Source organism: Rhodanobacter sp. C01, assembly GCF_002001045.1.
Classification (GTDB): domain Bacteria; phylum Pseudomonadota; class Gammaproteobacteria; order Xanthomonadales; family Rhodanobacteraceae; genus Rhodanobacter.
In genome coordinates, this window is record NZ_MUNR01000003.1 from 1 (window position 1) to 20,122 (window position 20,122).

Here is a 20,122-nt window from a genome sequence, read left to right on the forward strand (position 1 = left end):
GGGCGGTGGCGGCGGGGTGTCCTGGGCCAGCAGTGTGCCGGCGAAGAAGATCGCCCCGATGGTGATGGTCGATAACAGTGGCTTGCGGAATTTCATCGTGGATGCTCCATGCCAGAATAGTGGGAGTTTCGTACTCATCCGGAAGCGCTCAATTCGGGAAAATCCCTGATCGCTACTGCCGGACTCGGTGCCACGCTAGCAAAGGCTTTGTAAATGCCCGCTCAATATTCTCGTCGTGAATCCGTGAAGATGCTGTGTCGTTGAACGCAGCTTCAGTCAACCACCGCATGCTGACCCCGTCGCAGGCGCGTTTGCTGCAACTGGCCGCACAGGGGCTTTTGCAGCCGTTGCGCCGCCGCCCCCGGCGTGCCGATGTGGTGGCGACCATCGAACGCATGCGCCTGCTGCAGATCGATACCATCCATGTGGTCGCACGCAGCCCTTATCTGGTGCTGCACTCACGCCTCGGCGATTACCCGATGGTGTGGCTGGACGAGGCGCTGACGCAGGGGCAGCTCGCCGAATGCTGGGCGCACGAGGCATGCTTCGTCGCCGCGACCGATGTCGGCCTGCATCGGGGCTGGCTGGGGCAACGCGGCAATCACTGGGCACACCGCAATGCCCAACGCATGCATCGTGAACAGCGTGCGGACATGGATGCGCTACTGGAAGGTATCCGTGCCTCTGGCCCCGTGCGTGCGGCGGACTTTGTCCGCAAGAGCGAGGGCGCAGAAGCGGCGAAGACCGGTTGGTGGGAATGGAAACCGGAGAAGCGCTGGCTGGAGGCGTGGTTTGCGTTGGGCGAGCTGATGGTGGCGCGACGCGAGAACTTCCAGCGTGTCTACGACCTCGCTTCAAACGTGCTGGTCCGGCTCGATCCACCGTTCGATGTCGACACAGCCGCGCTTACCGCGGCGGAGCTGCGGCAACGCTTCATCCTCGACAGCGTGCACGCGTTGGGCGTGACCCAGGCTGGCTGGATCGCCGACTATTACCGGTTGAAGCCGGCGGTCACCGAGCAGGAACTCGCGCCGCTGCTGACCCGCGGTGACCTGTTGAGCGTGCCGGTTCAAGGCTGGAAGGTGCCGGGCTATGTGCATCGCGATCATGCCGAAACACTGGATCGGGCAATCCGCGGTCGCTTGCGCGCCACCCATACCACGCTGTTGTCGCCGTTCGATCCGCTGGTGTGGGACCGGGCACGGGCGCTGGCGATGTTTGATTTCGAGTACACCATCGAGTGCTACACGCCGGCAGCGCGACGACGCTACGGCTATTTCGTGCTGCCCATCCTGCATCGTGGCCGGCTGGTCGGCCGGCTGGACGCCAAGGCCCATCGCGACGAAGGCGTGTTCGAGGTCAAGGCGCTCTTCCTGGAACCCGGTGTGACGCCCGAGCCCGAACTTGTCCGAGCGGTGGCTGTGGCGATTGCTGCCACGGCACGCTGGCACGGTACGCCCGAAATCAGGCTGGGACGCACGCAACCGGCCAGCTTGGCGAAGGCATTGCGGACGGTCTGGCAAGTTATCGGATAGGCGCAACCCGTTTACCGCGTGCTGCTGGCAGGAGCCGGGCTCACCGCGCACGACTTGCCATGCAGGGCTTCACGCAACGTAGTGGCCAGCGAGTTGCAACGGGCAGCCAGTTGCGGGCGGATATCCGGATTTTCCGAATCACGCAGCAGGCTGGTGCGCATGGCATCGTAACGTTCCGGCAGCTGGCTCGGCGTGAAGACGCCTGCGGCGCGGTGGCATGCCATATAGCTGGAGAGGTAGTCATCGCAGGCAGCAATGCCGGTACGGTCGGGCAACTTGACCTCCTCGACCGTGACATGGCCGTGGGGACCGGCATTGCGCTGCGGATGGTGTGTGGTTGTTGCGCCTGTTGTACTGGCAACTGCCGAAGTCGAGGCCGTTGCCTGGGAGGTGCCAGTCTTGGACGCGGCCGGGGTGGTGGGGTGATGGGCACAGCCGGCCAGCAACAGGGTGACGATCATGCCGGCCAGGGATGAACGGGTCAGGGTGGGCATGCTGGGTGCTCCTTGGTAATGATCCTGAGGAAGTTGCGAGGATCCGGTCGTGCCGGTGGATGGCTCGACTCACACTAGACCGGGTTCGACGTAAACAAAATCTGAATTTGTCATCCCGATTGGCAAAAACGACGGAAACGTTTTCATTTCGTGCCGCGTTGCGCAATCTCGCATCGTCCGGATTCTGCCGTTATGATCTGGCCACTGTGTTTGCCGGGGTCAGCAGAGATTGTGACCCGATGCAGCTGATCCGCGATCTGCCTCATCGTTCACCCCAGGGTTGTTTCCTTGCACACCAGTAAGCCGGTCTGTCGCAACATGCAGGTCGAGCCTTCAAACCCAATGGAGTGATTAACTATGTCTGATCGTCAGGTCGGTACCGTCAAGTGGTTCAACGACGCCAAGGGCTTCGGTTTCATTGCCCGTGATAATGGCCCGGATGTTTTCGTGCATTTCCGCGCGATTACCGGTTCGGGCTTCAAGAGCCTGCAGGAAGGCCAGCAGGTTTCCTTCAGCGTGGTGCAGGGCCAGAAGGGCCTGCAGGCTGAAGAAGTAACCCCGGCCTGATTGCCATTCGATGTAAGGGAAACCGGGCAGCGATGCCCGGTTTTTTCTTGCCCGGATAATGGCCGCAACAATCTGCTTGACAAATCACTTGCAAGCTGGAAATCCGTTATGCTAACGGCACTGTGTCTGCTCGGCCACGTGCGTGCCCGGTAAGGGGTTTCCTGAATCCCTATCGTTACACCCGATGATTCCGGCAAGCTCAGTAAGCCGTCGGCCCGTTGGGGCCGGCTTGTGTCAGCGTCTGGAATGGATCGGAGTGAGTCATGTCGGATCGTGAAGTAGGTACCGTCAAGTGGTTCAACGACGCCAAGGGCTTCGGCTTCATCAGCCGTGAGAATGGCCCTGACGTGTTTGTGCATTTCCGCGCCATCAGCGGCACGGGATTCAAGAGCCTGCAGGAAGGGCAGAAAGTGAGCTTCAAGGTCGTCGACGGCCAGAAGGGCTTGCAGGCCGAAGACGTCACGCCGGCCTGATAACGGCGTTGATATTCTGAAAGGGCCGGCGCAAGCCGGCCTTTTTTTGTCGCAGAAACAACAATTCGCTAGCCTGTCGGGATGTCCGATCCCTCCCACGGCCGCGCGCCGACCCCGATGCCGGCTGTCACAGCCACCGAGCAGACAGTCATCACGGTTTCGGCGGCCGATGGTTCACGCTTCGAGTTGCTCTGCGTCCATCCCGCTGGCGCATGGCACCAGTTGCTGTTCTGGTTGCCGGCGATGGGCATGCCGGCCAGGCACTACCTGCCGCTGGCCGAGGCGCTGGCCGCGCGGGGTGTGGCAATGGTCGTGCACGAATGGCGCGGTATCGGTTCCAGCAACCGGCGTGCCGGCCGTCATGAAGACTGGGGTTACCGCGAGCTGCTGGCCGACGATTTGCCGGCGGCGCTGGCAGCGGTACGCGTGCGCTGGCCGCAGGCGGCCTGCTGGCTGGGTGGGCACAGTCTGGGCGGTCAGTTGGGTTCGCTGTATGCCAGCCTGCATCCATCCGCACACGCCGGTCTGGTGCTGGTGGCGAGTGGTTCGCCGTATTGGCGCCGTTTCCGCTTTGGCGGTCTGATCCGCATCGCCTATGTCCTTGCCCCGTGGCTGGCGTGGCTGGTGGGCTATCTGCCCGGCCGGCAGATCGGTTTCGCCGGCAACGAGGCTCGCCGGTTGATTGCCGACTGGGCGCGCAGCGGGCGCAGCGGCCGTTATGCGGCGACCGGGATGGCGCAGGATTTCGAGCAGGCAATGGCCGCGTCGCCGTTGCCGGTATTGGCATTGCGCCTGCAGGACGACTGGCTTGGGCCACAGGCCTCGCTGGACTGGCTGCTCGACAAGATGCCGCAGGCCGGCCGGAGCGTGGAGGTCATCACGCCGCAGGACCTCGATGGTCGACCCGCTGATCATTTCGGCTGGATGAAGACACCCGAGCCGATCGCCGCAAGCGTGGCAAGCTGGATCGCAGCACAGGATGCGGGCTCGACCGCACGTGATCATCCGGCCGCTTGATCCGTTGGCGGGTCGCCTGCATATCGAGCAGCTGTCTCCTGGCGGAAATACCCGATGAACCTGTTCGAACCCCTGGCCCAGCGCGGTCTCAACTTGCGCAACCGTCTGGTGGTATCGCCGATGTGCCAGTACTCGGCTACCGACGGCATGCCGAACGAGTGGCATATGGTGCATCTGGGCAGCCGGGCCGTGGGCGGTGCAGCGGTGGTGATCGCCGAGGCCACCGCGGTCTCGGCGCAAGGGCGCATCTCGCCGCAGGACACCGGCTTGTGGAATCAGGCCCAGCAGGAGGCGTGGCAGCCGATCGCCCGCTTCATCAAGGCGGAGGGCGCGATTGCCGGCGTGCAACTGGCGCATGCCGGACGCAAGGCCAGCACGCTGCGCCCCTGGGAAGGGCATGGCCCGGTACCCGCCGGGCAGGGCGACTGGCTGACCGTGGCGCCATCGGCGTTGCCATTCGATACCGGCTGGAACATGCCGCAGGCGCTGGACGAAGCTGGCATCCAGCAGGTGATCGCGGATTTTCGCGCGGCGGCGCAACGCGCGCTGGCGGCCGGCTTTGAACTGATCGAGCTGCATGCTGCACACGGCTACCTGCTGCACCAGTTCCTGTCACCGCTGAGCAACCAGCGCGACGATGCCTATGGCGGCAGTTTCGAAAACCGCAGCCGCCTCGTGCGTGAAGTGATCGCCGCGGTACGCGAGGTGTGGCCAGCCGAGTTGCCGCTGTGGCTGCGCATCTCGGCCACCGACTGGGCCGATGCCGGCGGCTGGGATATCGAGCAGAGCGTGCAGCTGGCCGCGCAGGTGAAACAGCTTGGCGTGGACCTGATTGATGTTTCCAGCGGTGGCCTGTTGCCGCACGTCACGATCCCGCTGGAGCCGGGCTACCAGGTGCCATTCGCCGCACGCATCCGGCGTGAGGCCGGCATCGCCACCGGTGCGGTGGGCCTGATCACCACGGCCAAGCATGCCGCGGACATCGTCACCAACGGTGAAGCCGACGTGGTATTGATGGCGCGCGAGAGCCTGCGCGACCCGTATTTCCCGCGTCGGGCAGCTCATGTGCTCGATGCGAAGATCGAGGCGCCGATCCAGTATGGGCGCGCCTGGTAAGCCACGGAGAACGATGATGGAAGCGAGTCCAACCCTGATCGAAGGTCGCCTGCATGACCTCGGCGACGGCTTCACGGTGAGGCGCATGCTTCCGGTGCTGCAGGCGCGCCATGTCGGCCCGCTGGTGTTCTTCGACCACATGGGTCCGGCGACCTTCGCGCCCGGCAGCGGCATGGACGTGCGCCCACATCCACATATCGGACTGGCTACGGTGAGCTGGCTGTTCGAGGGAGCGATCCGCCATCGCGACAGCATCGGCAGCGTGGCCGACATCCGTCCCGGTGAAGTGAACTGGATGACCGCCGGGCGCGGCATCGTGCATTCGGAGCGCACACCGCCGGATGAGCGTCGTGACGGACAGTCATTGCATGGCGTGCAGATCTGGGTCGCCTTGCCGCAGGCCGACGCCGAAGTGGCGCCCGAATTCCATCACCATGATCGCGCGGTGTTGCCGACGATCCGCCAGCCGGGCATGGAAGCAGTGCTGATTGCCGGCAGCGCGTACGGGCAACAGTCGCCGGTCAAGGTGTTCGGACCGATGTTCCTGCTCGAGGTGAAGCTGGCCGCTGGCGCCGAACTGGCGTTGCCGCCGGAACATCTCGAACGTGGTGTCTTCCTCGTCGAGGGTGCGGTTCGCTGGGGTGAGCTGGATCTTGCCGCGGCACAGATGGCCGTGCAGGCAGGGCCAACGGCACCGTTGTTACGCGCAAACGCGGACAGCAAGCTGCTGTTGTTCGGCGGTGCGCCACTCGATGGCGAGCGGCATCTATGGTGGAACTTCGTGGCTGCGACCCAGGAACGGATCGAACAGGCCAAGGCCGATTGGCAGGCGCAACGCATGGGCACGGTGGTGGGTGACGAGGACGAGTTCATTCCGCTGCCTTGACCGGTGCCGTTGGTTGCATCAAAAGCCTGCCCGGGTCACGCTGTCCGGGTCGATCCGTCAGGGGTTACCACATGTCCGGTTTCAGCAATTTCAGCGAGTTCTATCCGTACTACCTGACCGAACACAGCAACCGCAGCTGCCGTCGCATGCATTTCATCGGCAGCAGCCTGGTGATCGTGGTACTGGTAGTGGCGCTGCTGACCGGCCAACTCGGCTGGCTATGGCTGATGCCCGTAGCCGGTTACGGTTGTGCCTGGATAGGCCACTACGTGTTCGAGAAGAATCGTCCGGCCACGTTCAAGCATCCGCTGTACAGCCTGCTCGGCGACTGGGTGATGTACGGGCAGATGTTGCGCGGCAAGGTCAGCTTCTGAGCACTGGCCGTGCCTGAGTGGATCAGCGGTATTTCTGGTGGCAGCTCTTGCAGGTGTCATCGATCGGCTTGATGGCTGCAGCCAAGGCGGCGCAGTCTGCGGGTGCCGATTGCAACGCCTGCTGCAGGCGATCCTGCAACTGGCTCGCGTCGTCGGTGAAGTCCTTCTCGGTCATGCCGAACACCGGCACGATATCGGTGGCGGTGGACTGCAGTCGCTGCAGGTGATGCTGGATGCTGGCTGCATCGCACTGCTTCGCCTTCAGCGCATGGCCCAGTTCACCCATGTGATAGCCCATGGTATGCATCACCGCCTTCGGCATCGGATTGCGTGCACTCAGCGTACTCATGACGTTGACCGTTCCGATCACGCCAATCGCCAGGCCGAGCAGGATCAACAGAGCGACGCGCATCGTTTTGGTCCCACAGGAGACGAGGAAGGCAGCAAGAATAACCCGTGCCGATGCGTGGCATCCATGCAGGCGCGATAAAATGACGGTTGAACCGCATCAGGATGATCCCGTGACACCTTCAGACAACCTCAGGCGCACACATGGCATGTTCACATGACTGATGCGGCATTTCCGGCCGAGCGCTTCGCCGGCGTCGAGCGCCTGTACGGCCTCGGCAGCGTGGCCGCGCTGGCGCAGGCACACGTGTGCGTGATCGGCATCGGCGGCGTCGGTTCGTGGGCGGCCGAGGCGCTGGCACGCAGTGGCATTGGTCGACTTACCCTGATCGATGCCGACGAAGTCTGCGTGTCCAACACCAATCGCCAGCTGCATGCGCTGGATGGCGAGTTCGGCAAGTCCAAGGTCGGCGTGATCGCCGCACGGGCAAAGGCGATCAACCCGGTCATCCGGATCGAGGCGATCGAGCGCTTCCTCACGCCATCGACGCTGGACGAACTGCTCGACCGCGGCTACGACGTGGTGCTGGATGCCTGCGATGCGTTCCGCGTAAAGCTGGAAACGATCGCCTGGTGCCGCCGGCGCAAGCTGCCGATCGTCAGCGTCGGCTCGGCTGGTGGTCGCACCGATTCCACCCAGATCCGCGTGCGTGATCTGTCACGCACCGAGCACGACGCGATGTTCAGCCTGATCCGCAAGAAGCTCCGCGCGGACTTCAACTTCCCCCGCAATCCGGATCGCTACTTCGGCGTGTCGGCGGTGTACTCGTTGCAGAACGTGCAGTACCCGCAACCCGATGGCACGGTGTGTGGCAACCGTCCGCCGGGTGGCGACGCGTTGAATCTCGCCTGCGGTGGTGGCCTCGGTGCCGCCACGCATGTCACCGGCGCGTTTGCATTCGCGGCAGTCGGCAAGGTGCTGGAAAAGCTGCTCGACCGGTAGGAGCGCACCCTGTGCGCGATGCTCTTCGTCACGTCAGGCAAAACATCGCGCACAGGGTGCGCTCCTACACGTGGCTTACCAACCCATGTAATGCCCGCCATTGATCGCCAGGTTCGCCCCGGTGATCCAGCTGGCCTGGTCGCCGGTGAAGAACGCCACGGCATGTGCGATCTCGTCCGGCCGCCCGAGGCGGCCGACCGGAATCTGCGCAACGATCTTCTCGCGCACTTCCTCGGGCACGGCCATCACCATGTCGGTGCCGACATAGCCGGGCGAGACGGTGTTCACGGTGATGCCGAACTTCGCGTTCTCCTGCGCCAGCGAAATGGTGAAGCCGTGCATGCCGGCCTTCGCGGCGGCGTAATTGGCCTGGCCGTACTGGCCCTTCTGGCCGTTGATCGAGCTGATCTGCACGATGCGGCCCCACTTGCGCGCACGCATGCCGTCGATCACCGGGCGGGTGACGTTGAAGCAGGCGTTCAAGTTGGTGCTGATCACGTCCGTCCACTGCTGGTAGTTCATCTTGTGGAAGGTGCTGTCGCGGGTGATGCCGGCATTGTTGATCAGGATGTCGATCGAGCCGCATTTTTCCTCGATGGCACGGATCATCGCGTCGCAGGCGGTGGGATCGCATACATCGCCCTGCACCATGCATACGTTGATTCCGTCCTTGGCCATCGCGTCATGCCACGCCTCGGCCTTGCTCTGGTCACGGTAATTGGTGGCGACCCGGTGCCCCTGACTGGCGAGGTAGCGGATGATCGCGCTGCCGATGCCGCCAGTGCCACCTGTGACCAATGCCGTACGCTGCGTCATGTCCTTGATCTCCTGAGAGGTAAAGCCGAGGGCTGTGAAATCCGGCCATCATGGCAACGCATTGCTGCAATTCGATGCCATGGAGAGCCGGTTTGCCTTAGCTTTATAGCGTTTCAGGCGACAGAGTGACCGCTGCATTGCGGCAAAAGTGCCGGGTCGAAATTGACGAGCGCCTGCGCCAGCAAGTCCTGCACATTTGCCGTGTCCCCGGAGGCAGGCAACTGCAGGAAGACCAAGGCCTGTCGCAACGCTGGCAGCGGGCTGGCCGGATCGACTGGACAGGCCCGGTCGGACTTGGACAACTTGCGACCCTCGGCGTCCAGCGCCAACGGCAGGTGCCGGTACGCTGGTGTTGGCAGGCCCAGGCAGCGTTGCAGCCAGATCTGCCGCGCGGTGGAGTCGAGCAGGTCGCTGCCGCGCACCACGTCGGTGATGCCCTGGAACGCGTCGTCCACCACGCAGGCCAGCTGATAGGAATAGAGGCCTTCGACCCGCTTGATGACGAAATCGCCGGCACTCTCATGCAGGTTCTGCCTTTGCGGGCCTTGCAGGGCGTCGACGAAATCCACCTCGATGTCCGGCACACGAAGGCGCCATGCGGGTGGGCGATTCGGATCGGGTGCTGCGATGCAGCGGCCATCACGATGCATCCCGTCCGCACCGGCCAGGTCGCTGCGACTGCACCAGCAGGGGAACACCTGATCCGCCGCGCGCAGCCGCTCGAATGCCGCATCGTAGGCGGCCACGCGCTGCGACTGGAACAGCGTCGGTGCATCGGCGACCAGCCCGAATGCCGGCAGCGCTGCCAGAATGCTGGCCGCCGAGCCGGCGACCTCGCGCGGCGGGTCGATGTCCTCCATCCGCAGCAGCCATTGGCCGCCAGCATGCCGTGCGCACAGCCAGCTTCCCACCGCAGCCACCAGCGAGCCGAAATGCAGGTGTCCGGTGGGCGAGGGGGCGAAGCGGCCGCGATAGGTCATGCGGTCATTTTAGGGTATGCAGCGGGGACGACAGGCCTGGCGGACCTTGAAACGGCGCCTCCATGCCCCGAATCTTGATCCACGCGCCAAGCGCGTAACCCCTTCATGACTGCCACAAGAGAGACAGCCATGCGTCGCATCGCATTGTTCATTGGTACCAACCTCGCCGTCCTGTTCCTGCTGAGCATCGTCTGCCACTTGCTCGGTGTCGACCAGATGCAGGCCGCACGAGGCTTTGGCGGCTCGACCGGGCTGCTCATCTTCGCCGCTGTGTTCGGCATGGGCGGCGCCTTCATCTCGCTGGCGATGTCCAAGTGGATGGCCAAGATGTCCACCGGTGCGCGCGTGATCAGCGAGCCGCAGAACGAGACCGAGCGCTGGCTGGTCGATACCGTGCGTCGCCATGCCCAGAACGCTGGCATCGGCATGCCCGAAGTGGCGATCTACGACGCGCCGGAAATGAACGCGTTCGCCACCGGCATGACCAGGAACAGCTCGCTGGTCGCAGTCAGCTCCGGTCTTTTGCAGCAGATGGACCGTGAGCAGGTGACCGCCGTGCTCGGTCACGAGATCGGCCACGTCGCCAATGGCGACATGGTGACGTTGACCCTGATCCAGGGCGTGCTGAATACGCTGGTGATCCTGGCTGCGCGCATCGTGGGTCGGCTGGTCGACAGTTGGCTTTCCGGTGGTCGCGACAACCGCGGTGGCAGCGGTATCGGCTACTTCGTGGTGGTGATGGTGCTGCAGGTGGTGTTCGGCCTGTTCGCCTCGATGATCGTGGCCGCATTCTCGCGCTGGCGCGAGTTCCGCGCCGATGCGGCGGGCGCCAAGTTCGCCGGTCGCGGCGCGATGATCTCCGCGCTGCAACGGCTGCAGGCCAACCATGGCGAAAGCACCTTGCCCAACACCATCGCCGCATTCGGCATTTCCGGCCCGCTGGCCGATGGCTTCAGGAAACTGTTCATGAGCCATCCGCCGCTGGACGAGCGCATCGCCGCGCTGCAGAGCGCCAGCTAGGCATCGCCAGGCCGTAAACTTTCGGACCCGTCATTCCGGCCTGCGCCGGCATGACGGTCAAGAGAATTCAACATCCACGCATCAACGGAACACCCACGCATGACCGCACCCACCGAAACCCGCAAATTCGAAGCCGAAGTCGCCCAGGTGCTGCACCTGGTCACGCACTCGCTGTACTCGCACAAGGAGATCTTCCTGCGCGAGCTGATCTCCAACGCCTCCGACGCCTGCGACAAGCTGCGCTTCGAGTCGATCGCCAAGCCCGAGCTGATGGCCGGCGACAGCGAGCTGCATATCGACGTGAGCTGGGATCCGGACGCGCGCACCGTCACCATCCGCGACAACGGCGTCGGCATGAATCGTGACGAAGTGGTGGCGAACATCGGCACCATCGCCAGCTCCGGCACCAAGCGCTTCCTCGAGGCGATGTCGGGCGAGCAGAAGGCCGATGCGCGGTTGATCGGCCAGTTCGGCGTGGGCTTCTATTCCGCCTTCGTGGTCGCCGACAAGGTCACCGTGATCACCCGTCGCGCCGATGCGCCGGCGAGCGACGGCGTGAAGTGGGAGAGTGACGGCAAGGGCGAGTACTCGCTGGAGCAGGTCGAGCAGGCCGAGCGCGGCACCTCCGTCATCCTGCATCTCAAGGCCGACGAGGACGAGTTCCTCAAGCGCTGGCAGCTGCGCTCGCTGATCACCAAGTACTCCGACCACGTCGCCTTCCCGATCCGCATGCCGGTGGAGAAGGACGGCAAGCCGACCGACGAATGGGAAACCATCAACGCCGCTTCGGCGCTGTGGACCAAGCCGAAGTCCGAGATCAGCGACGCGGACTACCAGAGCTTCTACAAGTCGCTCGGCCACGATTTCAACGATGCGCTGGCGTGGACGCACAACCGTGTCGAGGGCAGCCAGAGCTTCACCACCTTGCTGTACATCCCGTCGCAGCCGCCGTTCGACCTGATGATGGGCGGCCGCGACGAGCGCAAGGGGCTGAAGCTCTACATCAAGCGTGTCTTCATCATGGACGCGGCCGAGGAGCTGCTGCCGAACTACCTGCGCTTTGTGCGCGGCGTGGTCGACGCGGACGATCTGCCGCTCAACGTGAGCCGCGAGATCCTGCAGCAGAACCGCCAGCTTGAGCGCATCAAGTCCGCCTGCGTGAAGCGCGTGCTCGACCTGATCGAGAAACTGGCCAAGGACGAGCCGGAGAAATTCGCCACGTTCTACAAGGCGTTCGGCAACACGCTCAAGGAAGGCATCAGCGAGGATGCGAACAATCGCGAGCGCATCGCCAAGCTGCTGCGCTTCGCCTCGACCAAGGGCGACGGCAGCGCGCAGACCGTCTCGTTCGATGACTACATCGGCCGCATGCCGGTGGGCCAGGACACCATCTGGTTCATCACTGCCGACAGCTACGCCGCCGCGCTGGGCAGCCCGCAGCTGGAAGCGTTCAAGGCCAAGGGCATCGAAGTGCTGCTGATGTCCGACCGCATCGACGAATGGATGCTCGGCAGCTTGAACGAATACGGCGGCAAGAAGCTGCAGAACGTCGCCAAGGGCGAACTGCCGCTGGACGAAGCCGACAAGAAGAAGCAGGAGGAGTCCGCGAAGGAGGCCGAGCCGCTGGTCAAGAAGCTCAAGGAGCTGCTCGGCGACCGCGTCGGCGACGTACGCGTCTCAGCCCGCCTCACCGATTCACCGTCCTGCCTCGCGCTGAGCGATTACGAGATGGCACCGCATCTCGCCCGCCTGCTGCGCGAAGCCGGCCACGACATGCCGGACAACAAGCCGACGCTGGAAATCAATCCGCAGCATGCGTTGCTCAAGCGCGTCGAGGCGGAAGCGGACGAAGCGAAGGCGAAGGATCTGGCCACGCTGCTGCTGGAGCAGGCGGAGATCGCAGCGGGTGCGCAGTTGCCGGATCCGTCGGCGTTTGTGCAGCGGATGAATCGGGTGTTGCTGGGCTAAGACGCAGCGCATTTCGCCAATATGAAGAGCCCGCCATCCGGCGGGCTTTTTCTTGTCTCCCTCTCCCCTTGAGGGAGAGGGCTGTGACCGAAGGGAATCCCTTTGGGAGGGAGAGGGGTGCTCGCGAAAATTCCACCCATCCGTCACCCCAGCGCAGGCTGGGGCCCAGTGCCTTCAGCTCATACAGATTTGGCCCCTTCCGAGGGTATGCGCTGCGCGGTATCACGGCGAACCGTTGCAAGGGCGTCCCTGTTGGTGGGGCGAAACTTCAAGCAGAATGCACGTCCCCATCGGTGATGCATCGGAGCTCGACATGTCAGCGAACGCAGCCATCTTCCGTCAGTTGCACGATGGCCCGCAGCCGCTGCGGCTGCCCAATGCCTGGGACGCCGGCAGTGCCAGGTTGTTTGAAAGTCTGGGCGCCGCGGCCATCGCCACCACCAGCGCAGGTTTGGCCTGGGCGCTTGGCTATGCGGATGGAGGAAAGCTGCCAGTGGACGCCGCGATCCATGCGGCAGCCGGCATCGCGCGCGTCCTCACGGTGCCGTTGTCGGTCGACATGGAAAACGGCTACGCCGATGATGCCGCGACGGTAGGCGAAACGATCCGGCGACTGCTCGATGTCGGCGTCGCCGGCATCAATATCGAAGACGGTGCGCAGGCGCCGGCCGTGCTCGCTGCGAAAATCGAAGCGATCAAGAACACCGCCGCAAAGGCGGGTTCGGACATCTTCGTGAATGCGCGCACCGACGTGTACCTGGCCAATCTGGCCGATGCCTCGCTGCGCGTCGATGAAACGCTGTCACGCGGCGCGATCTATCGCGCGGCCGGTGCCGATGGTTTGTTCGTTCCCGGTCTGCACGAACCGGCCGAGATCCAGGCCATCGTGGTGGGAATAGGCCTGCCGCTCAATGTGATGGCGTGGCCGGGACTGATGCCGGTCCACGAGTTGGGTCAGCTCGGTGTGCGGCGCTTTAGCGCAGGCTCCGGTATTTCGCAGATGCTGTGGGGACAGGCGGAAACACTGGCGCGGGATTTTCTCGATAGTGGGCGCTCTGAGTCGCTGGCCGCGGGTGCCATGCCGTACGGCCGGATTCAGGCTTTGTTCGCCGGAACGTAAGCGGTAAGGATTGCCTGTTTGCGTGCTTCGGGTTCAAGCAGGCACAGAGTCAAGAGCTTTCGTCTGCGTGCGGCAGCCGAGTCACTTTTCTCTTGCGTGGCCAAGAGAAAAGTAACCAAAAGAGAAGGCCACCCCGCTTGGCGCTTGCCGCCCATCCATGGGCGGCAAGTCCGTGAGCCGGGGCCGGGCTTTTCGAACGGTCATCCTGACCGTGCGAAAAGGAACCGACGTCCTGTCGGTTCCCGCTACGCGGCCTGTCGACCCCGCCTCACCGCCGCACAAGGGGCCCCAGGTAGAGCAGCGTGCCATCCTGGCCCGCACTCGGTGCGCCCGCTGCGCGGGCAAACGTATCCAACGCGAGTGACTACGCCGTCCCCCAATCGAATCAGAAGCAGTTGGGAGACAATGAGCAATCCCATTTGCCATCCGTGCGTAGGAATCGGCATGTCAGATCTCGCAGGCCACCCCACAATGGGAGCGAAGCGATTTCTTCTGCCGTGGCCGGGCGAAGGCCCTGAAATTCATGGAAAGCGTGATCATCATCGGTAGGACCACTACCAAAGGCGAAGAGCTGATCGCACAGTGCGGGCACTCCAACTTGCTCGGCAACGAAGCATCCATCCGCGTCACAACACTCGCGGATTAAATCTTCTTCAACGTCTCGGCTTGCTCCGTAAAGAAGCAACATACCGCCAGCCTTGTAGTTCGCGGCGTCACGGTACTGATAAATGAAGACTTGGCGCTCGCCATCGTCCTCGTCCTCATGCAGAAAATAGACGGCATCAGGAGTGTCCGAAGTCCACTCGCGTCGGGTCATGATGTAGCCAAGCTTGTTTACGATGTGAAACCCCGGCATGGCGTACCAGTTTTCATCTTCGTAAGCACCGGTATCTACGATGGTCCACACGCGTTCGAGCGGCTGATCTTTAACGTCGTCGAAATCGAACATGCCACCATCGGACTTTTGGATAACGCCCCAGCCATCCCAGAACTTGTCTTCGGAAATGTATTCGTCGCTCATGGATGGCCTCAATCGACAGGGGAGGTTCGTCGTGCACGCGACTGATATTTTCACCACTTTGTCTCAGCTGACGCGACAGCATGAAGAGCGCGTGACCACAAAAAAATGGGTCAGCTCAGGGCGTACTTGCCGACAATCACGCCTCACAAGTTCGACCCCAGATGAGAACCGGAATGTGAGAGGCGAGCTAAAAGCTTGCGATACCTTCTGGCGATTCGAGGCGGCAATGGAGTTGCCTCAAGCAGAGGTCACTGTCAGACGACGAATGCTTCTAATTCCTGCAGCAACATCATGATTCCGACGACGTCCCCCCGCTTTTAGCTCAGCGCAGGAATTCCGACTTCCTGAAACAGCTGATGGGCAGAATTGTAGAAAGCTGGGAGTCTGGTCGGATCGGCCGGGTCGCCCTCTGGTATGACGATCACCATGCCCTGTCGCGCTCTGGTGAGTAAGACGCGATAGGCATTAAGCAGATAGCGTTGTCTTGAGTCTTTGCGAACACGTTCCCACCGCTTGCCTTTGAAGCCGAAGTACTCCCATTCATCGCCTTCAAGGCGTAAATCACCGTCCCAGACCACGCAAGCCCAGTCCAGTTCCAAACCCTGCACCTGAAATTCGGTAGCAACATCCTCCAAGTAGTAAGAGGACCTGACGTCTTGCCTGTCCTCAAGGAACCAACGCACAGGATCTACCTTCACTCGCACATCAATACCGTGAGGCTTGAGACGCTGGGCCTGCGAAGAAACCACGATTCCGTAACGCTCCGATCCCCGAGCCTGCTGCCTTAGCCAGTCTTTGGCTCGATCGAGATTACGCGTGACGCGAATGGGGTAGTGTGGAAGCACCTGATTCAATGTGGTTCGCGCCTGCTCGAGCTCGAGAGCTAGAAGCTCGTTCACGAAGCCTGAGACACGATCTGAACGAAATGAGCGTACAGAGGTAGCAAGGTGAAGTGCCTCGTCCCAATGCACGAGGGGGCGGGTCGACAACGACTCGAGCTCTGCGTCCGCGTGATACTCGATTTCGCGGAGTCGGGGAGACAGATATATCGACCAATCCGTAAAGCGGCGACGGATGGCTGAAAGCCATTCGCTGATACCTGCCTCACCAGTATTGATTTCCTGCCCACTGCCGACCAAGCACACCACAGCTGCCCAGTCGGCATGTCGATCAAGGCAGGAAATTAGAAATTCGGGCTCGGACTGGTCAAAGCCGTCAGTGCCCTTCTTTCGTAGCATGAAGCTAGCTGTCTGTGTAAGGTCCCACGCCCGTTGTGCCTCATCGAAGAGCGCAATGTGCTCGATGGGTGGGGCGCTGCTAGCAAGGCAGTCGTCGCGAAAGTGGTGGACGTTCTGAATGAATTGCTTCACGGCGCTGCGGGCCTCGCCAATACGAAGCTGCTCGCCCGTGGCGAGAGCCCGCTCTTTGCGATCACGCGCTAGTGCTTCATGTAATACGCTCACCAGAGGGCCATTACCCGACAAGAACACGCTGTAGAGCTCGTCTTCCTTCTTGGTGTGCTTATTCGCTATGTCCAGACCTACGAGAGTTTTTCCTGCTCCAGGTACACCCGTGATAAGGAAAATAGCCTTCCGTCCTTCGGCGTGCACTTGGTCGATGAGCTCGCTCAATCGATGGGACGTGATGGCCAAATTCTTTGCACCCGCATCGTGGCGTGAGATTTCCTCAACGGCGTGCCCTGCGTAAAGCGCCCTTGCTGCCTCTACGATCGTTGGTGTGGGGCGATAGCGACCGCGTTGCCACAAGTCGCTATCAATAGACGGTTCTTGGAAGAATTCGAGGCCGAGGTCGATTGCTCGGGATAGACCATCAGTGCCGCACAGTACCGGAGTAGTAAGAAGGTCTTGGTGACTAGTAACCTCAATCGCTGTCGGCGTGCAGCTTTTGCCCGTTGCGATCAGCACGGGAACAATTGGAATCGGATGGCTTGCGTCATGAAAATTTTTCAGGTCTAACGCGTAGTCCCAGACCTGATCGATCGCACTGCGCGTGAATCCAGTTGCACCCACTTTGAACTCGAGTACGAACAACACATTTTCTAAAATAAGGACTGTGTCGATACGCCGGCCTAGGCGAGGAATGGCATACTCGAAGTACAGTGCGCCATGCGCTGATTCTCTCGAAGTGAGCAGTCGCCTCAATATCTCGATTTGCTGCATCCAAGCGGACTTTTGAGCGAGCTCATCTGAAAAATCTGACCAAACAGCTAGTGATCCTAAAATCGCGTTTGGGCTAGCTATCAGAAATTCGGAAATAGTTGCGCCATAGCCCCAGCGTGCTCGAGATCGCTCATTTGTCGTTGTTTGATCCATCGCAGCCCCCTGAAAGTTAGTCCAGGTTAGCGGCAAATTACTGCGGATTGCGAAGTTTTAGTGAGCGACGCCAGACATTCCCTACCTTCACCGCAGCGGCACTTCCTTCGTTGTCTTCTCCAGAATCTTCATCGACTCCGCATTCTGCTTCTTCCATTCACGTAGCTGTGCTGCGTCCTGCGAGTCGCTCATGTAGATCGTTGCTTGCGGGTGCGCCGATGGCGTTGCTGGTGCCGGACGGCTCATGGGTGCCTGCAATCGAACAGCTGCAGGTCGGGTAGCAGCTGGCGACGGAATAGCGTTTGGTGGTGCGACTGACGTGCCAGACGCAAGTACACCGATGACCAGCAAACTCGCAAGCATGCTTCCGCCAAGCGCAAGCGGCGAGTCCATCGGTCCCGCAGCCTGTGCTTTGGAGGTTTGTAGAGAACGCACCGTAGAGATCAGTTCGCCGCCATGGATGAGTTCGATCGGTTTGCCTTGAGCGAAGCGCCGTGCGTCCGTGGTGTAGTCGCCAAGGGCGACAATCTTTACAGTGGCAGCTTTGTGGTGCATCAAGAGGCCGTACATCTCACGCACAACTGTGACGCCGACTTGTCGGTTCTGCCATTGCTTGCATTGCACCAGCGTGATCTGTCCGTTCCTACGCAGGATCAAATCGATACCTCCGTCGGCGCCACCGAGGCCGGTTTCTTCGATCGCATAGCCTTGGCGGCGGAAAGCTTCGCCGGTCAGTTGCTCAAACTGGCGCCAGTTCATCTGACGCAGGCTATCGATGCCGGTCTGCTTGTCGAGTAGTTGTCGACGGCTTCGACGGCTGATGAAAGAAGCGAGTGCGGCGATCCAGCAGCCGGCCAGCGCTATCCAGCCGATCGGCGCATAGATGCCGGTGGCGGCAAGCTTGCCCAGTCCGGACGTAAATTGATTGTTGGTCGCGCCGAAATACCAACCGATGCCGTGGCGTATCGCGATATAGGCGATCAAGCCGAGCACAAGGCCTACCGGCCACGGCATGGACGCCACGACCTCAAATCCGCTTTGCTTGCGCTTGGCCATAAGCTCCCCCTGTGCATTCCTTGGCCTCCCCACAATAGTGCCAAGACCGGTGGAAATGGAATTCGCGGCTCAGGTCTCGCGAATAAAGTCGACAAACGCCCGCAGCGGCGACGGCAAATGCCGGCGGCCGGAGTAGTACAGAAACGGGCCGCTGAAGCTTTGCCACCAGGGTTCGAGGACGGGCACCAGGGCGCCGCTTTCGAAATGCGGGCGTAGCCAATCCTCGAACAAGAGAATGATGCCGAGTCCGTCGATGGCTGCCTGCACGGCGAGGTCGAAGGCGGCGCCCTGGCGAACCTGCAAGGGTCCCTGCGGGTCGATGCGCACGATCTCGCCGTCGCGCTCGAACTCCCAGACGGGTATCGCGCCGCCGGAAAACTGGCCGCGCATGCAGGCATGTTGCAGCAGGTCGCGTGGGTGTTCGGGGCGTCCATGCGCTGCGAGATAGGCGGGCGCGGCGGCGGTGACCAGTCGTTGCGTGCGCGGGCCGATCGGTATGGCAATCATGTCCTGCGCAAGGCGTTCGTCGTAGCGGATGCCGGCGTCGCAACCGGCAGCCACTAGGTCGACGAAACTGTCTTCGACGATCACTTCCAGCCGGATCTCGGGGTAGCGTTTGAGGAACGGCGTGATGATCGGCGGCAGCACGGTGCGTGCGACGTTGGCCGGCACGTTGAGTCGCAGCGTGCCGGCGGGGCTGTCGCGGAAATGATTGACCACGTCGAGCGACGCCTGCACTTCGGCCAGCGCTGGCGTCAGTCGTTCGGCCAGACGCTCGCCCGCTTCGGTGAGTGACACGCTGCGTGTCGTGCGATGTAGCAGGCGCACGCCCAGTCGTGTCTCCAGGCGTTTCACCGCATCGCTCAATTGCGAGGCCGAGCCGTTGCCGGCGCGGGCGGCCTCGCGAAAACCGCCAGCCTGCACCACTGCCAGAAAGGCGAGAAGGTCCTGCATGTCGGTTGCCATTGTTCGGATCTCCGTACAGCCCGTGCGGAGTGTGGCGGATTATCGAGCAGGTGAGGCAAGCCTATAGTCGATTCATCCCCAATGATCGACCGTCCCCAGGAGAAAGACATGAGCCATCTCAAGCAAGCCGGCACGTTTTCGCTCGGCGACCGCAGCGTCAACCGCATGGGCTACGGTGCCATGCAGCTCGCCGGCCCCGGCGTGTTCGGGCCGCCGAAGGATCACGCCGCTGCTGTGGCGGTGCTGCGCGCGGCGCTGGAAGCCGGCGTCAACCACATCGACACCAGCGACTTCTACGGGCCGCATGTCACTAACCGGATCATCCGTGAAGCGTTGCATCCCTATGCGGAAGACTTGGTGATCGTCACCAAGGTCGGGGCGCTCCGCGGTGATGATGCCTCGTGGAACCCGGCACAGAGCCCGGCCGAACTGGAGCAGGCCGTGCACGACAACCTGCGCAACCTCGGGCTGGATGTGCTGGATGTGGTCAACCTGCGCATCATGGGCGATGTGCATGCACCGTCCGAAGGGTCGATCGAGCCGCAGTTCAGCGCACTGGCCACGCTGCAGCAGAAGGGCTTGATCCGCCATCTTGGCCTGAGCAATGCCACCCTCACGCAGGTGGCCGAGGCCCAACGCATCGCCTCCGTGGTCTGCGTGCAGAACCAGTTCAATCTCGCCCATCGCGAAGACGATGCCCTCGTCGATGCCCTCGCCAGGCGAGGCATCGCCTACGTGCCGTTCTTTCCCCTCGGTGGCTTCAGTCCGCTGCAATCGCAAACACTCTCCGATGTGGCTGCGCGTCTCGGGGTCACGCCGATGCAGGTCGCGCTGGCATGGCTGCTGGCCCGTGCGCCCAACATCCTGCTGATTCCTGGCACGTCGTCGCTGGGTCATCTGCTCGAGAACCTGGCGGTGGCGGAGTTGCAGCTCGATCAGAACGTGATGGCCGAGTTGGGCAGCATCGGCAAGGGCTGATACTTGGGCGGTGGTTCTCTGGCTGGGCCCACGGTGTGAGGTGGCTCGCAG

The 20,122-nt window shown here is 62.3% G+C and carries 20 protein-coding genes; 12 read left to right on the plus strand and 8 right to left on the minus strand.

Going from position 1 to position 20,122, the window contains the following annotated elements; genetic code table 11:
* Window positions 1-287: 287 nt before the first annotated feature.
* Window positions 288-1,535, plus strand: a complete 1,248-nt coding sequence (locus B0E50_RS00085) for a crosslink repair DNA glycosylase YcaQ family protein (protein ID WP_077438963.1) — start codon at window positions 288-290, stop codon at window positions 1,533-1,535.
* Between the two features lie 11 nt (window positions 1,536-1,546).
* On the opposite strand, the gene B0E50_RS00090 is transcribed toward B0E50_RS00085, so the two are convergent.
* Complete coding sequence (locus B0E50_RS00090; RefSeq protein WP_077438965.1) at window positions 1,547-2,029, minus strand: hypothetical protein; 483 nt, start codon at window positions 2,027-2,029, stop codon at window positions 1,547-1,549.
* 357 nt (window positions 2,030-2,386) lie between these two features.
* Between B0E50_RS00090 and B0E50_RS00095 the strand changes: the two genes are divergently transcribed.
* The 6 genes from B0E50_RS00095 (at window position 2,387) to B0E50_RS00120 (ending at window position 6,462) form a co-directional block, all read left to right on the plus strand.
* Window positions 2,387-2,596: a cold-shock protein gene (locus B0E50_RS00095; RefSeq protein WP_077438967.1), complete on the plus strand. Its 210-nt coding sequence runs from the start codon at window positions 2,387-2,389 to the stop codon at window positions 2,594-2,596.
* A gap of 263 nt (window positions 2,597-2,859) precedes the next feature.
* Window positions 2,860-3,069: a cold-shock protein gene (locus B0E50_RS00100; protein ID WP_077438969.1), complete on the plus strand. Its 210-nt coding sequence runs from the start codon at window positions 2,860-2,862 to the stop codon at window positions 3,067-3,069.
* Window positions 3,070-3,186: 117 nt separating this feature from the next.
* Window positions 3,187-4,086 carry an alpha/beta fold hydrolase gene (locus B0E50_RS00105; protein WP_139350694.1) on the plus strand — a complete coding sequence of 300 codons (900 nt, stop codon included), beginning with the start codon at window positions 3,187-3,189 and terminating at the stop codon, window positions 4,084-4,086.
* 54 nt (window positions 4,087-4,140) lie between these two features.
* On the plus strand, window positions 4,141-5,202 hold the full coding sequence (locus tag B0E50_RS00110; protein WP_077438973.1) for an NADH:flavin oxidoreductase/NADH oxidase: 1,062 nt from the start codon (window positions 4,141-4,143) through the stop codon (window positions 5,200-5,202).
* 16 nt (window positions 5,203-5,218) lie between these two features.
* Window positions 5,219-6,088 (plus strand): pirin family protein, encoded by an 870-nt coding sequence (locus B0E50_RS00115; protein ID WP_077439099.1) that lies wholly within the window; start codon window positions 5,219-5,221, stop codon window positions 6,086-6,088.
* A gap of 71 nt (window positions 6,089-6,159) precedes the next feature.
* Window positions 6,160-6,462 (plus strand): DUF962 domain-containing protein, encoded by a 303-nt coding sequence (locus B0E50_RS00120; protein ID WP_077438975.1) that lies wholly within the window; start codon window positions 6,160-6,162, stop codon window positions 6,460-6,462.
* 22 nt (window positions 6,463-6,484) lie between these two features.
* Here the strand turns inward: B0E50_RS00120 and B0E50_RS00125 are convergent, their stop codons facing one another.
* Window positions 6,485-6,874 carry a cytochrome c gene (locus B0E50_RS00125; protein WP_077438977.1) on the minus strand — a complete coding sequence of 130 codons (390 nt, stop codon included), beginning with the start codon at window positions 6,872-6,874 and terminating at the stop codon, window positions 6,485-6,487.
* Between the two features lie 153 nt (window positions 6,875-7,027).
* On the opposite strand from B0E50_RS00125, the gene B0E50_RS00130 reads away from it, so the two are divergent.
* Entirely contained in the window at window positions 7,028-7,813 is a 786-nt protein-coding gene (locus tag B0E50_RS00130; RefSeq protein ID WP_077438979.1) for a tRNA threonylcarbamoyladenosine dehydratase, read from the plus strand.
* A 75-nt stretch (window positions 7,814-7,888) separates the two neighbouring features.
* Here the strand turns inward: B0E50_RS00130 and phbB are convergent, their stop codons facing one another.
* Together phbB and gluQRS are read right to left on the minus strand one after the other, a co-directional pair.
* Window positions 7,889-8,629 carry an acetoacetyl-CoA reductase gene (gene phbB, locus B0E50_RS00135; protein ID WP_077438981.1) on the minus strand — a complete coding sequence of 247 codons (741 nt, stop codon included), beginning with the start codon at window positions 8,627-8,629 and terminating at the stop codon, window positions 7,889-7,891.
* A 113-nt stretch (window positions 8,630-8,742) separates the two neighbouring features.
* Window positions 8,743-9,609 carry a tRNA glutamyl-Q(34) synthetase GluQRS gene (gluQRS, locus tag B0E50_RS00140; RefSeq protein WP_077438983.1) on the minus strand — a complete coding sequence of 289 codons (867 nt, stop codon included), beginning with the start codon at window positions 9,607-9,609 and terminating at the stop codon, window positions 8,743-8,745.
* Window positions 9,610-9,738: 129 nt separating this feature from the next.
* Between gluQRS and htpX the strand changes: the two genes are divergently transcribed.
* The 3 genes from htpX (at window position 9,739) to B0E50_RS00155 (ending at window position 13,717) form a co-directional block, all read left to right on the plus strand.
* Window positions 9,739-10,629, plus strand: a complete 891-nt coding sequence (gene htpX / locus B0E50_RS00145) for a protease HtpX (protein ID WP_077438985.1) — start codon at window positions 9,739-9,741, stop codon at window positions 10,627-10,629.
* A gap of 99 nt (window positions 10,630-10,728) precedes the next feature.
* On the plus strand, window positions 10,729-12,597 hold the full coding sequence (htpG, locus tag B0E50_RS00150; protein ID WP_077438987.1) for a molecular chaperone HtpG: 1,869 nt from the start codon (window positions 10,729-10,731) through the stop codon (window positions 12,595-12,597).
* A 313-nt stretch (window positions 12,598-12,910) separates the two neighbouring features.
* The gene (locus B0E50_RS00155; protein WP_077439101.1) at window positions 12,911-13,717 is read left to right on the plus strand and encodes an isocitrate lyase/phosphoenolpyruvate mutase family protein; all 807 of its coding nucleotides are present in this window, start codon (window positions 12,911-12,913) and stop codon (window positions 13,715-13,717) included.
* A gap of 385 nt (window positions 13,718-14,102) precedes the next feature.
* Here B0E50_RS00155 and B0E50_RS00160 read toward each other — a convergent pair whose 3' ends face one another.
* The 4 genes from B0E50_RS00160 to B0E50_RS00175 form a co-directional block, all read right to left on the minus strand.
* Window positions 14,103-14,738: a hypothetical protein gene (locus tag B0E50_RS00160; protein ID WP_077438989.1), complete on the minus strand. Its 636-nt coding sequence runs from the start codon at window positions 14,736-14,738 to the stop codon at window positions 14,103-14,105.
* A 317-nt stretch (window positions 14,739-15,055) separates the two neighbouring features.
* The gene (locus tag B0E50_RS00165; protein ID WP_077438991.1) at window positions 15,056-17,071 is read right to left on the minus strand and encodes a DUF2075 domain-containing protein; all 2,016 of its coding nucleotides are present in this window, start codon (window positions 17,069-17,071) and stop codon (window positions 15,056-15,058) included.
* An 87-nt stretch (window positions 17,072-17,158) separates the two neighbouring features.
* Window positions 17,159-18,127, minus strand: a complete 969-nt coding sequence (locus B0E50_RS00170; protein WP_077438993.1) for a restriction endonuclease — start codon at window positions 18,125-18,127, stop codon at window positions 17,159-17,161.
* Between the two features lie 69 nt (window positions 18,128-18,196).
* A complete protein-coding gene (locus B0E50_RS00175) occupies window positions 18,197-19,093 on the minus strand; it encodes a LysR family transcriptional regulator (RefSeq protein ID WP_077438995.1) in 897 nt (298 codons plus the stop codon).
* A 108-nt stretch (window positions 19,094-19,201) separates the two neighbouring features.
* On the opposite strand from B0E50_RS00175, the gene B0E50_RS00180 reads away from it, so the two are divergent.
* Entirely contained in the window at window positions 19,202-20,071 is an 870-nt protein-coding gene (locus tag B0E50_RS00180; RefSeq protein WP_077439103.1) for an aldo/keto reductase family oxidoreductase, read from the plus strand.
* The last annotated feature ends 51 nt before the right edge of the window (window positions 20,072-20,122 follow it).

What these genes read in the sequence shown, in the direction of transcription:
- B0E50_RS00095 (WP_077438967.1), top strand. Translation starts at nt 2,387, where the DNA reads ATGTCTGATCGTCAGGTCGGTACCGTCAAGTGGTTCAACGACGCCAAG.
- htpX (WP_077438985.1), top strand. Translation starts at nt 9,739, where the DNA reads ATGCGTCGCATCGCATTGTTCATTGGTACCAACCTCGCCGTCCTGTTC.
- B0E50_RS00160 (WP_077438989.1), bottom strand. Translation starts at nt 14,738, where the DNA reads ATGAGCGACGAATACATTTCCGAAGACAAGTTCTGGGATGGCTGGGGC.
- htpG (WP_077438987.1), top strand. Translation starts at nt 10,729, where the DNA reads ATGACCGCACCCACCGAAACCCGCAAATTCGAAGCCGAAGTCGCCCAG.
- B0E50_RS00110 (WP_077438973.1), top strand. Translation starts at nt 4,141, where the DNA reads ATGAACCTGTTCGAACCCCTGGCCCAGCGCGGTCTCAACTTGCGCAAC.
- B0E50_RS00125 (WP_077438977.1), bottom strand. Translation starts at nt 6,874, where the DNA reads ATGCGCGTCGCTCTGTTGATCCTGCTCGGCCTGGCGATTGGCGTGATC.
- phbB (WP_077438981.1), bottom strand. Translation starts at nt 8,629, where the DNA reads ATGACGCAGCGTACGGCATTGGTCACAGGTGGCACTGGCGGCATCGGC.
- B0E50_RS00085 (WP_077438963.1), top strand. Translation starts at nt 288, where the DNA reads ATGCTGACCCCGTCGCAGGCGCGTTTGCTGCAACTGGCCGCACAGGGG.
- B0E50_RS00175 (WP_077438995.1), bottom strand. Translation starts at nt 19,093, where the DNA reads ATGGCAACCGACATGCAGGACCTTCTCGCCTTTCTGGCAGTGGTGCAG.
- B0E50_RS00105 (WP_139350694.1), top strand. Translation starts at nt 3,187, where the DNA reads ATGCCGGCTGTCACAGCCACCGAGCAGACAGTCATCACGGTTTCGGCG.
- B0E50_RS00155 (WP_077439101.1), top strand. Translation starts at nt 12,911, where the DNA reads ATGTCAGCGAACGCAGCCATCTTCCGTCAGTTGCACGATGGCCCGCAG.
- B0E50_RS00180 (WP_077439103.1), top strand. Translation starts at nt 19,202, where the DNA reads ATGAGCCATCTCAAGCAAGCCGGCACGTTTTCGCTCGGCGACCGCAGC.
- gluQRS (WP_077438983.1), bottom strand. Translation starts at nt 9,609, where the DNA reads ATGACCTATCGCGGCCGCTTCGCCCCCTCGCCCACCGGACACCTGCAT.
- B0E50_RS00115 (WP_077439099.1), top strand. Translation starts at nt 5,219, where the DNA reads ATGGAAGCGAGTCCAACCCTGATCGAAGGTCGCCTGCATGACCTCGGC.
- B0E50_RS00170 (WP_077438993.1), bottom strand. Translation starts at nt 18,127, where the DNA reads ATGGCCAAGCGCAAGCAAAGCGGATTTGAGGTCGTGGCGTCCATGCCG.
- B0E50_RS00165 (WP_077438991.1), bottom strand. Translation starts at nt 17,071, where the DNA reads ATGGATCAAACAACGACAAATGAGCGATCTCGAGCACGCTGGGGCTAT.
- B0E50_RS00120 (WP_077438975.1), top strand. Translation starts at nt 6,160, where the DNA reads ATGTCCGGTTTCAGCAATTTCAGCGAGTTCTATCCGTACTACCTGACC.
- B0E50_RS00090 (WP_077438965.1), bottom strand. Translation starts at nt 2,029, where the DNA reads ATGCCCACCCTGACCCGTTCATCCCTGGCCGGCATGATCGTCACCCTG.
- B0E50_RS00130 (WP_077438979.1), top strand. Translation starts at nt 7,028, where the DNA reads ATGACTGATGCGGCATTTCCGGCCGAGCGCTTCGCCGGCGTCGAGCGC.
- B0E50_RS00100 (WP_077438969.1), top strand. Translation starts at nt 2,860, where the DNA reads ATGTCGGATCGTGAAGTAGGTACCGTCAAGTGGTTCAACGACGCCAAG.